The sequence below is a fragment of the Victivallis sp. Marseille-Q1083 genome, assembly GCF_903645315.1.
Classification (GTDB): domain Bacteria; phylum Verrucomicrobiota; class Lentisphaeria; order Victivallales; family Victivallaceae; genus UMGS1518.
The window spans coordinates 1,516,933-1,532,832 of sequence record NZ_CAHJXL010000001.1; the positions used below are offsets into that span (position 1 = coordinate 1,516,933).

The following is a 15,900-nucleotide window of genomic DNA, read 5'->3' on the forward strand; positions in this document are numbered from 1 at the left end:
CGGCCGGTCATTTCAGCTCGGCCAGAAAAACTTCCAGGCTGTCGAGCTCCAGCGGCAGCACCCCGTTCCGGACCGGTCCCGGCGAGGAGGAACCGAACAACGGTTCGAGGTTCTTCCGCCCGGACAGCGGGAGGTTGACGGCAGCAGCGTGACGACTGGCGTTGACGACCGCCAGAATCTGCCGGCCGTCGCCTTGCCAGATGCCGGCATAAACCGCCGGTGCCGGATCCGGCAGGCGGATCAACTCGCCTTCCAGCAGGAACGGTTCGAGGAATTTGATTTCCAGCGGCAGCTTTTTCATGAATTCCAGCGGTTCGGGCAGCTCGGCCAGCTTGAACTCGTTGTCGCTGTAAGTGTAGAAAATCAGGCCGGAAACGTCGGCCAGCAGCGCCTGATAGGTCATGTTGCGGATTTCCGCCGGTGTGCTGTAAGGTTGTTCGCCGAAAGCGAAAGTCTGGACGACCGCCAGCGGAATGCGTTCGTCCGCCCGCATGGCTTCGACCAGCATCGTCTGGACCGGATTGACTTTTTCGATTTTGCCGGTGGAAACCGGGTAATAGTCGTTGGCGATGACATCGGCGACCGCCCGGTAACGGGCGAAATTCATCGGCATGACGATCACCGTGTAAATCAGCCGTTCCGGATCGAGCTGCTGCCATTTCCGGTAAACTGACGCGAGCGATTCGGAGGCGACGCCGGAGAGATCCGGTTCGTCGGTGACATTCCAGCCCATGATCGCTTTGCGGTCGAGCAAGCCGGTCAGCAATTTGTCGTCGACGCCTTCCAGGATGACCCGGACGCCCAACGCTTCGGCCCGGTCGAGAAAGGCCGCCAGCGCCGGGTCTTCCGGTTGCTTGCAGGAGACGTGCAAGGTATTGTAGCCGTAGCGTCCGGCGAATTCCAGACAGGCCAGACGGTCTTCGGCCGGCAGGCTCCAGGAAACGTGGTAGAGGCCGAGCGGAAAGAATTTCCGGCCGTTTTCGACGAAGCGGTTTTTCGGCGGCGCCAGCGAAAAGCGCGGCGAATCGGCGCGCACCGTCAGTTGGTCGGCCGGCGTCTGAAAATAACTCTTGCCGTCCGGAGCGAGAACCGTCCCGCGGAATTCATACGTCCCCGGCTCCAGCTCGGCCAGCTCCAGCAAGGCGTAATTCCGATCCAGCGGCTTGACCGGAACGGGGCGGTCGTTGCAGCGCAATTCCGCCCGGTAACCGGCCCGGGCCAGATAATCGGCGAAATTCCAGACGATGGAAACTTTGTTCCGGGTGGCCGGGTAGACGATACTGCGATTCAGCGCGAATACCAACGGTTGCGGGATGGAAACCTGGCGCGCCAGATGCAGCGAACGAGGCGTTTCGATTTCCAGCGCCAGATCCGCCCCGGTCCGGCCGCCCGGTGAAACCGGGAAACTTTGTTCCCGTCCTGTGGCGGTGAAGGCTTTTTCATACCATAGGTTGCCGTCGGCCGGATCGGTCAAACGCAGGACGCCGGTCGGAGCGGGTTGATTTGCCGGGAAACGCAGGTCGAGCACGATGGAGTCGCCGTCCGGTGTCCGGCGCAGGGTGAAGGCTTCCAGGGTCCAGCCGGCCCGGCGCATCTTGCTGTCGACAATCAGGTTGTCGAGCAGCGCCCCGAAGGCTTCCGGCGCCCGGCCGATGACGGCGCAGGAGGTCAGGGCAACGGTGCCGCCGCCCAGTTTTCTGACTGCCATGAAACTGTCGTTTTCGGGACAGGCGATCAGATTTTCCCAGCCGTCCGGCAATTTGAGATGCGCCCAGAGGCCGAACGCGGCGGCAGCGAAGGATTCGGCCGCCGGCTGCGGCCTGGTCAGCAGCGGATGCTCCCGGAAATGCATCAGTCCGGCCCGTTCTTCGTACGAGGTCGTCGAAACGTCGTAATCCAGTGCGGCACAGCCGGTGGTTTCCACCTCGGCTTCAAATGCTTTGCCCAGGTGGTGAATGACCGAATCGACCGCACTTTGATAATTGGCGTCGACGACCAGCAACACGCCGCCGCCGGTCAGGTAGGCCAGCCAGGCGTCATGCCAGACTTTGAAATCCTGCGGCTCTTCGTAATTGCCGAGCGTTCCCACCACCACGGCGTCGTATCGGGGCAGCGAACCGGCCAGACGGTCCAGGGCGGCCGGCGTATTGTCATAGGCATCGACTTCGAAAAAACGGGAAAGGGCCTCGGCTTCCGGATAGCCGCTGCGGGCCTGGATGACGGCAATTCTGCCGGCCGGCCGGGCGGCGCAGCAGAAGACGGACATGAAAACCGCCAGCACCGGAAAAAGCCGGTGGAAAAATATGTTTCCGCCCGGCGGGGCGAACCGCTGCCGGGTGAAAAGTGAACGGGACCGGAGAACGAAATCGATGTTTGCTTTCATCATGCATTTCCCTGGAATGTGATTGAAATGGTTATAAGGTCGGATAGAAGAAGGAGCCGAACCGCCAGTTGCCGTTGAGCCAGTAAGCCGACAGCGGCGTCAGATACAGATCGATGGCGCCGTTGCTCCATTTCGATTTGAGCACATGTCCGTCCAGCGCGGTGAACAGGCAGGCCGCGCCGCCGTGGTCCCTGGTGTAGGCCGTGGAACCGAAACGGGAAACGCCGTTGTTGTAAAAGGTGACGGCATTGAGGCCGCCCGGCCATTCGGCTTCCAGCAGCATGGCGACCTGGCTGGGGCTGTCCGCTTTGGACAGTTTGCCGCCGATGCCGGGTTTGTCTTCGGTCTTGCTGAGGATCAGGCCGTAATTGTTGAACGAATAATTGGTTTCCCAGGATGCACCGGACCCCCAGTCGTACAGATGATTGACCCAGCCGATCTGCGGTTCATAATCGCCATTTGCATTCGGGTCGCTCCAGGCGGTGTTGCTCGGGCATTGCAGACTGGCGTAGGAGACGCCGTAATTGGCGATCAGTTCGCCCATCCAGAACTTCCGGTTGCGGCCGTAATCCCATTCCTGCAGCCAGGAGTTTTCCTGAATCGGGGCGGAGTCGTCGGCGTCGTTCGAATAAAGCAGGATGCCGAGTCCCAGTTGCTTCATATTGTTGGTACACTTGATGATCTGGGCGGCCTGTTTGGCTTTGCCGAGGGCAGGCAGCAGCATGCTGGCGAGGATGGCGATGATCGCGATGACGACCAGCAGTTCGATAAGGGTGAAATTTCGGGACGTTTTCATGGACTTCCTTCTCCCATGATAAATTTCCACTTCGATGTCGAGAAAAACTCAATTTTTTACGAGCTTGAATTGAGTAAAATTCTCAAACATCCAATTGTTTTTTAATGTTCTATACACGATATCGAGGAATTTGCGAGCCAAGGCGATATTGGCTTTCGCACCTCCCCGCCGACTTTTTACCGATTCATGAAAGGCATTGAGATACGGGCTGTAGCGTTTGGCGATCAAAGCGCATTGCACCAAAGCGGTTCTGGCGATCTTGCTGCCGCTCTTCGTGATTCTTCCGTGGCAAACCGTGTCATTTGAATTGCTCACTCTGGGGACGATTCCGATATAAGCGGCCAACTGCTTTGCCGATCGGAAATCAGCGATATTGCCGATGGTTGCCAACAGGATCGCCGCACCTTTCGAGCCGATTCCCTTGATGGATTTCAGGTTGTCGAAGCCGTCCATCTTGCTGCCGTGATCCTCAATCGCCTTATCCAGTTTTTCAATGCTTTTGTTCAGACTGCGAATCTGTTCGACAACCACCAGCATTTCCGTGTCGGTGATCGGGTCGAAGTGATAACTCAATGCTTTCAAAAGCCCTTTCTCCGTGGACAGTTCTTCCCGTTTCAGCACGATGAAGTTAGCTGCTAACAGATTGTTGACTTTGTTTTTCAATACGGTACGCAACTGAACCAGTTTTTCCCTGGTCTGCGTCAGACTTGAAATTTTCGCCTGCAAATCGTCTTTCACTCTTACCTCCGGAAGCATATCCTTTTCCAGGAACTCCGCCAACACTTTTGCGTCATGTTTGTCCGTCTTTTTGGTGGACATGCTGATGACTTTGAACTGTGATGGATTCACCACCACCAGTCGCCCGACATGAGCTTTCAGCGAGCTGCAAAACATGAACGTATTTCCGGTCGCCTCCACCGCCATCGCCGTGTTCGGACCGAGCATTGCGGCAAAGCCCTTCAGTTCGGTAATCTCACACTTGCCGATTTTCCGTTCTTCCCCATTTACCCGGATGCAATAAGTAAAATTGTTCCGGTGCAAATCCACTCCAACAAAACTTGTCATCATTCTCTGCCTCCATTCGTTTTTCACGAATCGAAGCGGAACTGCTGTCACGGCCTCACCATCCTCCCATACAGAGTAGTCGATTAATCAGTCGCTCTCTACGGTGGCGCTCTGGTTTACAGATCTGACTAATCTCCTTTCCGGGGTCGTCATCGTTTCTGATGCGCCTCATTGAAACATTCAGTCTGCAACCTGTCCGCTTCCAAACGTGTAAGTTAATCGCCATAAATTACACGCAGAAAGCTGATTCCGCGAACGTCAGTTATTTATCATACCATCTCCTTTGCAAGACGAATTTAAGGAACTGTTCATTTTGCTTTCTGAAAATCGCCACCATCCGGATTGCGGCAAAAGAATTTATTTGAATCCTTTTATGAATCGTTTCATTTGTCTTTATAGGAAGAATAGCAAAAAAATCGGCAATAGTCAAGAGTTGAATGGAAAAAAATCCGATTTCTTATTCGTCGGCCGGCGGAAAACTTTCACATTCACAGAATTGCTCGTCGCTCTCACAATCATTTCGATTCTTTTCAGTGACATTACCCCGTACTATTGCCGGGCGGTGAATTTTGATAATTCACACGCGATCTCGGCGAGAAGCTGATGACCTGTCCGGCTGCCGCTGGTTCGATGCCGGCATTTTCGAAATCGACGATTCGAGTTTGATCTTTGTGCCGTCGGCGGCCAATTGATTCTGATCGCCGGAGCATGATTCTGCCGAAATGTCATCGGGAATCGGCCGTACCGGCGGCCAGTTCCCCACGCAGTTTCCGGATCGCCAGTTCCTTCGCTTTCGCTTCGACGTCGACGGTCAAATCCAAATGGCGCCAGCCGGCAGGAAAGTCGGCTGGATCGATCGTTTCGGCGTGAGAGCGGTGATCGCCGGGTTCCTGCCACGGAATCGCCGGACTGGACAAGTGGAAATGCGGGGTGGCATGACGGCTCGCCCAGGTTCGGGCGGCGGCGCGAGTCGCTTCCTCGATGGACAGATGGTCCGGGTTGACCCGGTGATGGTGAACGTCGTAAACCAGCGGAATCTGCAATTCCCGGCAAACCGGCAGAAGGTCGGCAGGCGTGTAACAACGGTCGTCATTTTCCAGCGTCAGGCGCTGTACGACCGCCGACGGCAGCCCGGCGATAGCGTTGCGCCAACGCTGCAGGGCGGATCGTTTGTCGCCATAGACGCCGCCGGCATGCAGGTTGATTTCAGCGGCGCCGCACAGCCCGGCCAGCAATGCCTGATGCTGCAATTCCCGAAGGGAGTTTTGCACCACCGCGCAGTTCGGGGAATTCAGCACGACGAACTGATCCGGATGGAAGCTCAAGCGCAGGGCATGGGCGGCGGCATAATTCCTGACCTCGGCAAATCGTTGCCTGATCCGCTCCGCCCCCGGCAGTTCGTCAAGCTGATAACCGACCGCGGGATGGGTAGCCAGCGGCAGCAGTTCCGAATTGATCCGGAAAGCGCCGATGTCCAACCGTCGGCAGGTGGCCAGAGCCAGAACAAGGTTTTCCAGATTGAACCGAACGAGTTCAGCCAGCCGATGCAGTTGTTCCCGGCGGCCGTAACCGGCCAGACCGGCGGCGGTGGCGCGACGGAATTTGATCGGTTCTCGACGAAACAGACAACATAACCCCCAGGTGATCATCATCCTCTCCTCCTTGGGAAAGAGTATCATACCAATTTGCAATCAAACAGAGATGGACTAACTGGTATCATTCTGCAAGGCCGGACACTTGACTGCACCGAGCTGCTTTTTCTGATCTATCATTCGAAAACAGTTATAGTATAGGGTTTCTTTGTCTTAAAAGCAAATTCACACTCTGAAAATTGGCGGAATGAAAAAATTCCGGCGGCACAAATGTTGTATTTTTCCCAGATCGTGATAAGGTGGAACCAGGAGGAGGAAATGATGAAAAAAATCAGTCAATTATTGTCGGCGGTTGTCGTGGCGGGGCTATCGGTCGGGCAGCGGCGGGCCGGAACAACAACCGGTATTCCGGCGGTGACCGGTTTCGAGGCGGAACGCTACCTGGGACGGTGGTATGAAATTGCCAGATTGCCGCATTTTTTTGAACGGGATATGGACTTCGTTACCGCTGAATATTCACGCCGGAAGGATGGCCGGATTCGGGTGTTGAATGCCGGGGAGCGTGATGGCCGGAGAAAAACGGCGGAGGGGATTGCCGTCCCAGCCGGCGCCAGCACGGTCGGTGAATTGCGGGTTTCATTCTTCCGGCCGTTTTACGGCGGTTATCGGATTATTTATCTGGAACCGGATTATTCCGCCGCAATCGTTGCCGGTTCGACGAAGACTTATCTGTGGCTTCTGGCACGTTCTCCGGAGTTGCCGGCGGAACAGCTTCAACGCTATTCGGAACGAATCGCCGGTTGGGGCTTTGAAGTTGACCGGCTGGAATATCCACAGCAATCATCTGATCGCGCATTGGCATGAAACAGTTGTCCCCCGCCCTGCAGCGGGGAACACATTGCCTGGTGTCGGAAACGATCAGCCGGGCCGGGAAAATTATTTTTCCCGATTTTGCTCCTGCTCCTGCTGTTCGGCCAACCATTTCTGCAATTGATTATTGCACGCTTGGATCACGATTTCTCTTTCCTGTCATCTCTGATCGGCCAATTGCGGCCGGTCAAGGCGGCCAGTTCGGCTGTGTTGATCTTCAGAATGGTCGGTGTATCGCCAGTCAGATGTTCGATCTCCCGGTATAAATCCAGGGATAACAGTACCCGGCAAGGTGCCGCAAAATGCCGGCACCGCAAAAGAACGGCGTTCAACCGCCTGGAGGAAAGCGGCAGCGGCCATTAGGCCGGGGGTGAAGCGGTCGAAAGTCAGAACTTTCTGCCAGGCCGAATTGGGGTCGGCGACGACGATGGGCGAATCGGAGACGACGTGCATGGTCAGTTTTCGAATTTCAAAGTTAAGGTTCAGTTGAAAAGCGGGCTTTCAAAGCTTGTTCAGTCGCCAGTGTATAATTTCCGGCGTCATCCAGCATCGAAGCAATTTCCGGGAATTGGGAGGTCAGTTGGGCCAACGGCATCAGCGGCAGGTCCGGACAATTCGGGAAAATTACCGTTTTGCCGGGAAAACCGGCGTCGGCAACCGCCTTCAAACCGGCGGGGACGGCATTCATGCCGCCGATGGCCGCCAGGGCGGAGCCCGGATGCAATCTGCCTTGCGAAACCAGCTCAAGACAGTGGCGCATGTCGGCGGTGGTACTGCCGCTGGAGCCGACGAAACGGACTCCGTCCCGGATGATCGGCGACAGTTCAAGCTGTCCGGCATTGCCGGCCGGAATGCCGGCGAAGATATTCATCAGACCGTCCGCACCGAGAAATCGGGCCGCGTGCTCCAACACTGCCGCTGTTGGAACCAGCATGATGATATCGTCGAACCCGTCCGGGGCGAAACGTTGCAGTTGTTCGTCGAACGCTTCCGCCGTCATCGTCGCCGGATTCAACGCCAGAAATTCAATCCGGCGTGCGGCAATCCGGTCCGCCAGCAGCCGTTTCAGGTGATCGAGGCGGGCTTGGTCGGGATCGCTGACCAGGATATGCGCCGGGCCGTCTGCCGTTTCGACGGCCAGTTGGATATGCATCTGCCCCATGGCGCCGGCACCGCCGGGCAGCCAGCAATAACCGCCCGGCTGGCAATGGCTGCGGACATTACGGCGGCAGGCCAGCGACAGGTTGCGTTCGGGTGTACCCTGGTAGAACCAGCCGCGATAATGGATGCTGCCGACATCGAGATTGAGCCGCTCGGGGGCGACGCCGATAAAATTGATACAGGCACCGCGTTCGCCCAGCCGGGAGGCAGCCGCCGCCAGTTCCGGATCGGCGACGTCAAGCAGAAAGATGTCACTGTATAACGGACGGTCCGGCAACGCGGATAATTTCCGGCATTCGAGCCGGAGCTGCCGATTGAATTCCGCGAGTTGATTTTTCGTTAATAAATAAGCGTCTACGGTTTCAAATCTAATTGATTCGAATGCTTCGCCGGCCTGATAGCCGGCTTGGGGATCACCGCCAACCAGCAGGGCACGGCCGTGCGGTTTCGGGTCGGTACGCTTGGTGATTTGATAGGCGGCCAGTACACAGGTCCAGGGTTCGAACAACGCTGCCACCGCACTCGGGATCGACTCGTCGAGTTCGAGGAGATAACAGCCGCCGTCGCCGTCGAGCGCCCGGTAATCGAGTACGCTGTATTGTGCCAGTCCGCCGTTGATCGCGTAACCGTAGGAATTATTGACGCCGTCGATATAGATATCCGGCTGGATGGCGAAACGCTGACCGATTTTAAAGCGTCCGGCCAAATCGGCGCCGACCTCGACGACCGTCATCACCGCTTCATGGCCGGGAATGACCGGATCGGCGGCCAGATCGCCGGAGATGACCCGCGGATGACGTTCGCCGGCCCGGATCAACTTGAGGTCGGAGAAGCACAGCCCGATTGCGTCAATCCTGACCAGCAGTTCGCCGGGGCGGATTGCCGGAACAGGGATACGGCAGGGGCGGCCGTGGCGGCCGAGCCGTTCAAGCCCGGCGCCGAACAGCGGCCAGGCCAGCATGGTGGGAGGAAGGGAATTCATCAGACTACCTCGAAGATTTCTGCCGGCGCGGAATTGCGCCGGACCAGTTCGTTCAGAATGACGTCAGCAGCATTGGTAGTGATGGTGTCGACCGGGAAAGCGAGGGCTTTGGCCAGGGCCGCAGGGGTGTCGACCGGGCAGGTGTCCACCTGAATGCCGCGGGCATGAAAACGATCGATCTCCGCCATGTCCAACTGGTCGAGCCAGATGCAGAGCCGCGTGATCAATTCGTAAGCATTCGGCACGGGAACCGCGAAATCGTGCAGCCGGAATCCCTGCAGCCGCACTGCCGGCAACAATTCGTGCATCGTGGCCAGTTGGTTGGCGTAAAACGACAGGACGGCGCAGCGGTCAACCAACCGCCGGCACTTCAATTCCCGGGCCAGCAGTTCAGTGCACGCCTCATCATTTTCCTTGAGTTCAATCAGGATTTCCAACGTCGGCGCAGCGCCCAGACAATCGAGGGTTTCCTCCAGGGTCGGCAGCCGGGTACCGGCGAATTCCGGCGCTTTCCAGCCGCCGAAATCCAGTTGCCGCAATTCAGCCAGCGTTTGCGCCCGGACCGCGCCGTGACCGTCGCTGCAGCGTTCCACCGTGTCGTCGTGGGTGACCACCAGCCGGTCGTCCGCCGTGCGATGGACATCGAATTCAATGGCATCGACGCCGGCGGCGATCGCCCGCTCAAAGGAAATCAGGGTATTTTCCGGATAAGTGGCCGGCAGGCCGCGATGGCCGACGATTTTCAAAGTCTTTTTTATCATTTTTACTGCTCTTTGGACGACATCCGCCGTTGCGAATTGCGCCGGATCACCCGGCGCGGTGTATGGCTGAACTCCGCCGTCATCGTACGTTGTCCAGAAACAGCACATCCGAACACATCTCCTGTCCGGAGAAATGCCAGTGGTTGTTTTTTCCGGCGGCGGTTCGTCCCAGCCGGGACTGCCACCGGCCGGACGGCAGTACGATATCCGCTTCGGCCGGTCCCGGACCGAGGGCGACGACCAGCACCGCTTCGCGGCCGTCATCGGCGATAAAACGTCGCGCCAGCACTTCGCCTTGCTGGAGCTCGATTTCGACTTCCGGCGCGATTCGGTCGCCAAGGACGTAATCGCCCAGTTCCCGTGTCAGTGCCGCGACGCGGCAGATTGCCGGCCAGCGTTTGTCGAACTCCTCCGGGTCCGGCCCGGCGAACAGATCGAAGTAACTGTACATCAGGATGCCTTTGGCGCCGCCGATCAAGGCCAGATGGGTCTGGGCGTGCATCTGCGTCTCGGTCGGATAAATATATTCCTCGTGCCCGGCGAAACCGTCGGCTGCCGAAAGACGGTAATGGCCGAAATTGAAAATCTGCGGACAAATCCACATCGCTCCGGCGGAATCGACCGAAGTACGGGTAATACGGCGGTTGATTTCAATCCAGTCTTGACAGTTCCGGAGCGATTCCGGCTCGCTGTGCTTGCCGAGCGGATAGGGGTCGGCGGCGCAGATGTCGGCGGTGCCGCCGAGCAATAACGACATCGGCGAAGCCTGATAGAACACCATCAGCGTCGGATGCCACGGATCGAGCCGGTTGATCCAGTTGCGGCGGCCGCGGTGCAGGTCGCGCAGTTGGGGTGGATCTTCATCGAACGTGTAGTAGGCCAGCAGCGCCGGATGGGATTGGAAGGCGGTGACGATGCGGCGCAGCGCGTCCCGTTCCCCCTGGCCGCCGGCGAAATCGGTCCACCAGGTTTTCTCCTCCCGGATATCTTTGACCGATAGAATCACTTTCAAATTATTTTTCGCCGCTTCGTCCAGAAAACCGTTGACGCGGGCGATGTCATCGGCATGGTCGCCACGCCGGTAGAGTAGAAAACTGTAAGGCAGGATTGTATTGAACGGCGATTCCCCGATGATCTGCAGATCAGTTTCCAGCGGATTGGCAAGTTGCCGGGTGCGCGCGTCGATGGTGTTGAGAAACAAGCCCAACGGAAAGAATTTTTTGCCATCGACCAGCAGCCGGCCGGCCCGATCCAGAATTGCGGCATTGGCCGGCTCAACGGCATCGGCCGGCAGAACCTGAAGCGGAATATCGGTTGTTTCGAGTATGTTGCCGGCGGCGTCGAGCAGCCTGGTCGTCAGCGTAAAAGCACCAGCTTCGGAAAATTTGAGTCTGCCGTGCGCCCGTTCCCGAGAAACGGCGGTGGAGAAGTGATCCACCAGTTGACCATCCCGGTACAATTCAGCCCGAAGCTGTCCGGCCAGATTGCTGCCGGAATCGTAGACACCGAGTTCGATTTCCTGTTCGCCGGGGCGCAACGCGCCCGGCTGGGCCGGCTGCAGCAGATAGGTCGAATAGAAAATTTTCGGCATAACCGCCGCATGACGCAACCAGGCCTGACCGGTCGAACCTTTGAAGATGCCGAAGCCGAATTTGCCGCGGACCGCTTCGGACGGCACCGCCATTTCGAAACTGACCTCGGTCCAGTCCCGGGCGTTGGTTTTAGGATAAACGCCGCCGAGATATTCGCCGTCGCGGTCAAAATATTCGACATAGGCAAAAGCGACGCCAGCCGACAGTTCGGTTTTGATTTCGGCGGTGAATTCATAGATGCCCGGCGGAAGGTCGATCTCCCGCGAGGCGTGATAATAATCACCCCGCTCGGTTCGCCCGGCAACCAGAATATGAGTCCCGGGTGAATCGGGGTTGTCCAGAAAATGATGTTCGGGAGTGAGTGCCCACGCTGCGATATCACGTAATTCCGGATCGGCCAGTATGTTGTCCCCACTTGCGAAAGCGGCGGTAAAAGGCGTTCCGCTGAGCAGAAGCAATGCCGGAAACAACAGGAAAAGAAAATGTTTTTTCATGATTCTCCGTATCGGGTTGGGGAATGAAAGATTTAATGAACCGGCAGCCAGTAGACCTGGCAATAATCGTCTTCGGACCACTCGTCATAATGCCCGGCTTCGGCGCGGCCGTCCACATGAAGCTGATTCAGTTTTTTGCCGTGGCGCACATGCAGATATCGTTGGGCATCCGTCCGGGAGAGTACGGCGAAATAAGGCCCCCAGGTCTTCGTCGCGGCGGCGCAACCGTCGGCAATCTGAACCGTGTTTGAAGTCAGGCAAGCCATCCCGGAACGCACCGGATTGTTGTAACCGCCCCACTCCAGCCGTCCCATATAGACGTTATAGAGATAATTGGTCGTCGTGATGATTATACCGGTGTTGGTTTCGTTGGTGGCAAATTCGCAGGAATCGGCCGGACAACTGAAAATTTCACTGTACTTATCGCCCGCCTTGAGTTCGGTCAAGGTTCCGCCGACGTATTCGTACATTGATTCATGCCACGGGGTGCCGTAAAAGATTTTGCGGCCATTCGGATCCAACGTCATCGGCAGATATTCGTCGTTGTCGCCGCTGTACAACGCACTGGCCAGTCCCTGCTGTTTGAGATTGCCGATGCATTTGATCTGCAGCGCCTTGGCTTTGGCCTTGGCCAATGCCGGCAGCAACATGGAAGCAAGTATGGAAATGATCGCTATAACGACGAGTAATTCAATAAGTGTGAAGCTGGTTTTCGACATATTGCCGGTCTCCTGTAATTACCATGATTTGTCGTTCGGGACGGGTATGCAATTGTGAGCGGATCGTACAGCCTCCTTTCTGCAGCAACGCCGCCAGGATGTCAGTTTTGTTGTTTTTCATTGCAATGATGGAAAATGATATCTTTAAAAATCGTTAAAAATTCAATTATTGCAAATACCAGACGATCAGTCGGTTTCTGCTGCACTCACCGGCAACCGGGCGAAACACGCGGACCCCCGTTCGACCAGTTGCGGCATGATCTCGACCGAAGCGGGACGCTCACCGGTTTGAATCCAGTCAAGCAGCAATCTGGCGGCATCGTGTCCGGCCCGGGTATGATCAAGTTCGATCGTACTCAACGCCGGACGGGTAAAACGGCAGAAGCGCTCTTTGCCCCAGCCGACGACGGCCAACTGACCGGGCACCGAAACACCGGCATCGTTCAGAAGCGGCAACAGATCCATCGCCCAAAGATTGCTGGCGACGATCACGCTGTCCAGTTGTTCCCGCTTGATCAGAATTTCGACTGCCTGTTGCAGGTGCCGATGAGTTTCGGCGTCGGACAGTTTATCCACCGGCGGCATCAGATAGATGCGTCGCGGATCGACGATCCTGCGCCGGAACTGCTGGAGGCGGGTCCGGGAGGATGGATAAGGGGAATCTTCGGTGATGATGCCGGAGCGGGTCCGGCCGCCGGCGTTGAAATGGTCGAGCGCGATGGTCACCGCGCAGTCGGCATAACTGACGCTGACGGCGTTCGGCACAACCGGACGGTCGACAAAAACGATTTTATCTTCCTCGTTACCGAAATATTTCCGGATCCGTTCACTTTCGCCGGGATAGTCGTGCGCCATCGTGATGACGCCATCGACACTGTATTGCTTGAATACCTGATAACTCTCGGCCAGTTCTTCGACGTTGTCGTGGGCGACTGCGACCATGACCCGGTATTGCCGGCCGGCGGCGAATTGTTCGATGCCGGCCAGTGTCTGCCAGCCGGACGCGGCCGCCATGCTGTCGATAAAAACACCGATCACCTGGGTTTTCCGCCCGGTCAGGGCGCGGGCGTTCAAATTGGGCCGGTAATGCAACCGCTCGGCCGCTTCGCGAATCCGCCTGGCAGTCTCCGGCCGTACCCGAATGTTGGTATCGCCGCCGGAAAGGACCTTGACCACCGTCGCTTTACAGACGCCGGCAGCTTTGGCGATGTCGATCAAAGTGGTACGCTGCTGCATGTTGATTTACTTTTAAAACGCTGTTTAAAATTTGATAACCCGAGTCTACTTTCTAATATTATAGCAAAATTTTCCAGAAAAGTCAATCCCTTTAACGAAAAATTAATCGAAAAGGGTATGAGGGTTATTGTGCCGGCAACTAACTAACTTGCATATAAAACAGTCTTGGAATGGAATAATTTCTTGATTCGTTCCGGTTGTTCAGCTATCATTTCCATATGTAGCTTGGCATGTTCGGTTATTTTTCCTTTGGCGCGCCCCAAGGGCTTGTTGCTCAGATTTGATTTCAAGTCGCGGTTGAGATATTCATCCGGGTTCAGGTCGGGACTGTAGCTCGGCAAGTAAAATAGCCTGATGAAAGCCGCGTTTTCCTGCAGAAAACCAGTCAACGTTTTGCTGTGGTGAACCCGCAGGTTATCCAGAATCAAATACACTTTCCGCTCATTTTGACGAATCAGACGTTCCATGAATTGGATCAGGAGTTGAGCTGTCATCGTTTCGCTGTAAAACATGAAATGAGTTTTCCCCTGGTTGGTAATCGCGCTGATCATATTAACTTTTTCGCGTACCGGATTGACTGCTTGCACCGGGGGGTTGCCTTTCGGCGCATAACTGCGGCCCTTGGCCTCGTCATTGCGAATTCCTGTTTCATCCCCCCAAAAGATATCCGCATCTTCTGATTTTGCCAGCTTTTTGATTCGGGGATACTCCTCAATCAGCCATTTTTGAACGTGCGCCTCATTGCGCTGATAAGCTTTCTTAACTGGTTTTTGCGGCGTAAATCCCCAGCGTTTCAAGTACTCCCCCATGGTTCGGACTGGTATTTCGATTCCAAACGAAATCTTGATGTGCAACCGTACCGCCTGACGAGTCCAGAGCGCAAATGGCAATTTTAACTGATCCGGACAATGATCGACCAAATCTTTCCGTATCTTACTCTCTTCATGCGGAAGCAGACGGCGTCCAAAGCCGACTGGACGACCGCATTTCTTTACTTTCAAAGCAGACAAGCCGCTTTTTTTCCACTTGCTTATCCACTTGCCCACCGTGTTGCGGTGCGCTCCGACGATTTTTCCGATTTCTGTACAATTATTACATTTGCCGCTTTGATACAATCTCACGGCCTGCTTGCGCCGCTCTTCAAGAGCGACCTTATCGAGTTTTCGGGCATCTTGAGTTTCCATGATGATAATATACACCATCAAGCAAATATTGCACGTATGTTAATTGCCGAATCTATAATTGAAAAAGTAAACGCACCGCAGAAAATAGACAGGTTGCATTTAGTTTGTCGCAAAGAAGGAGGTCGCATTCAGTTTGACAAATAGAATAAGTTGCGTTTAGAACTTATCCCTAAATAACTGCAAGTTTTCTATAAATAATCACGCATGTTGCCAGTTGAAGCAATGCTTCATATGCGGCATGTGTTTTTTCAAAACGCACCAGAAGTTTTCTGAAGCGATTGAATCATGAATGGGCCACTTCCACAATCCAACGTCGAGCTTTGTAACCTTGCCTGACTGCAATTTTCTCCCCGCGGTCTGATGTGCGGAATATATCGGTACGCCTTCATAACTTCTCCAGAGCCGGTATAACCGGCATCCGCACAAAGATTCTGCTTTGTCCTTCCTCGCGGCTTTCTCATTTTTGCGCTCAAAACGGCATTCACTTGCGTAACATCATTCCGATTTGCTCCGGTTACGACTATTGACAACGGGATGCCACGCTCGTCTACGAGAACGTGACGTTTGGTCCCATTTTTTTCCCCTGTCAGTGGGATTGGGACCTACTGCTTCCCAGGCCAATGGGGCTTTGTTCATTGCTCCGTCGATACTTTGCCAACGCCAGGAAATCCCTTCCAACTCATCGTATTCCGCCAAACCTTTCTTCCACAATTTTTGAAACAATCCGGCTTTCGACCAGCGCTGAAAATAACGATGTATGCTGCTTGAACTCCCATATTCTCGGGGAAGCGCCTTCCATTGTATTCCCGTTCGCAAAACATACACGATACCCTCAAACACTCGACGCGCTTCCAACGGTTTGCGTCCCGCTCCGCGACGACGCTGATATTCTCGATTGCTATCACGCCTTGCACGGGGAATCAAAGGTTCGACCTTCGACCAAAAAGCATCAGAGACTTCCCACGAATTCATTGCCATATTCACCTTCCTAGTGTTTGATGATAACATAGCAATATTTTTCATGTTTTCAACTGTTATTTAGGGATAAATTCCAAACGCAACTTA

At 55.5% G+C, this 15,900-nt stretch carries 12 protein-coding genes and 1 pseudogene; 2 read left to right on the forward strand and 11 right to left on the reverse strand.

Going from position 1 to position 15,900, the window contains the following annotated elements; all coding sequences use genetic code 11:
• Positions 1 to 7: 7 nt before the first annotated feature.
• From HWX74_RS06040 to uvsE, 4 genes are all read right to left on the reverse strand, one after another.
• Positions 8 to 2,386 (reverse strand): hypothetical protein, encoded by a 2,379-nt coding sequence (locus HWX74_RS06040; RefSeq protein WP_176012698.1) that lies wholly within the window; start codon positions 2,384 to 2,386, stop codon positions 8 to 10.
• A gap of 28 nt (positions 2,387 to 2,414) precedes the next feature.
• Positions 2,415 to 3,179 carry a type II secretion system protein gene (locus tag HWX74_RS06045; protein WP_176012699.1) on the reverse strand — a complete coding sequence of 255 codons (765 nt, stop codon included), beginning with the start codon at positions 3,177 to 3,179 and terminating at the stop codon, positions 2,415 to 2,417.
• A gap of 48 nt (positions 3,180 to 3,227) precedes the next feature.
• Entirely contained in the window at positions 3,228 to 4,244 is a 1,017-nt protein-coding gene (locus HWX74_RS06050) for an IS110 family transposase (RefSeq protein WP_176014518.1), read from the reverse strand.
• Positions 4,245 to 4,969: 725 nt separating this feature from the next.
• Positions 4,970 to 5,896 carry a UV DNA damage repair endonuclease UvsE gene (uvsE, locus tag HWX74_RS06055; protein WP_217704864.1) on the reverse strand — a complete coding sequence of 309 codons (927 nt, stop codon included), beginning with the start codon at positions 5,894 to 5,896 and terminating at the stop codon, positions 4,970 to 4,972.
• A gap of 258 nt (positions 5,897 to 6,154) precedes the next feature.
• Here uvsE and HWX74_RS06060 point away from each other — a divergent pair, with 258 nt between their 5' ends.
• Together HWX74_RS06060 and HWX74_RS06065 are read left to right on the forward strand one after the other, a co-directional pair.
• Positions 6,155 to 6,700, forward strand: a complete 546-nt coding sequence (locus HWX74_RS06060; RefSeq protein WP_217704865.1) for a lipocalin family protein — start codon at positions 6,155 to 6,157, stop codon at positions 6,698 to 6,700.
• Between the two features lie 41 nt (positions 6,701 to 6,741).
• Positions 6,742 to 6,972, forward strand: coding sequence for a hypothetical protein (locus tag HWX74_RS06065; protein WP_176012700.1), 231 nt, complete (start codon positions 6,742 to 6,744; stop codon positions 6,970 to 6,972).
• Between the two features lie 209 nt (positions 6,973 to 7,181).
• Here HWX74_RS06065 and HWX74_RS06070 read toward each other — a convergent pair whose 3' ends face one another.
• The 7 genes and pseudogenes from HWX74_RS06070 to HWX74_RS06100 form a co-directional block, all read right to left on the reverse strand.
• Entirely contained in the window at positions 7,182 to 8,849 is a 1,668-nt protein-coding gene (locus tag HWX74_RS06070) for an alcohol dehydrogenase catalytic domain-containing protein (protein ID WP_176012701.1), read from the reverse strand.
• The gene (locus HWX74_RS06075; protein ID WP_176012702.1) at positions 8,849 to 9,610 is read right to left on the reverse strand and encodes a glycerophosphodiester phosphodiesterase family protein; all 762 of its coding nucleotides are present in this window, start codon (positions 9,608 to 9,610) and stop codon (positions 8,849 to 8,851) included. The genes HWX74_RS06070 and HWX74_RS06075 overlap by 1 nt, the downstream gene beginning before the upstream one ends.
• 79 nt (positions 9,611 to 9,689) lie before the next feature.
• Positions 9,690 to 11,696, reverse strand: a complete 2,007-nt coding sequence (locus tag HWX74_RS06080; protein WP_176012703.1) for a hypothetical protein — start codon at positions 11,694 to 11,696, stop codon at positions 9,690 to 9,692.
• A gap of 32 nt (positions 11,697 to 11,728) precedes the next feature.
• On the reverse strand, positions 11,729 to 12,415 hold the full coding sequence (locus tag HWX74_RS06085; RefSeq protein WP_176012704.1) for a type II secretion system protein: 687 nt from the start codon (positions 12,413 to 12,415) through the stop codon (positions 11,729 to 11,731).
• Positions 12,416 to 12,601: 186 nt separating this feature from the next.
• Positions 12,602 to 13,651, reverse strand: a complete 1,050-nt coding sequence (locus HWX74_RS06090) for a LacI family DNA-binding transcriptional regulator (RefSeq protein ID WP_176012705.1) — start codon at positions 13,649 to 13,651, stop codon at positions 12,602 to 12,604.
• A 143-nt stretch (positions 13,652 to 13,794) separates the two neighbouring features.
• A complete protein-coding gene (locus tag HWX74_RS06095; protein ID WP_176012706.1) occupies positions 13,795 to 14,835 on the reverse strand; it encodes an IS630 family transposase in 1,041 nt (346 codons plus the stop codon).
• Positions 14,836 to 15,004: 169 nt separating this feature from the next.
• Positions 15,005 to 15,813 (reverse strand): annotated as a pseudogene (locus HWX74_RS06100) (IS5 family transposase).
• Positions 15,814 to 15,900: the final 87 nt, after the last annotated feature.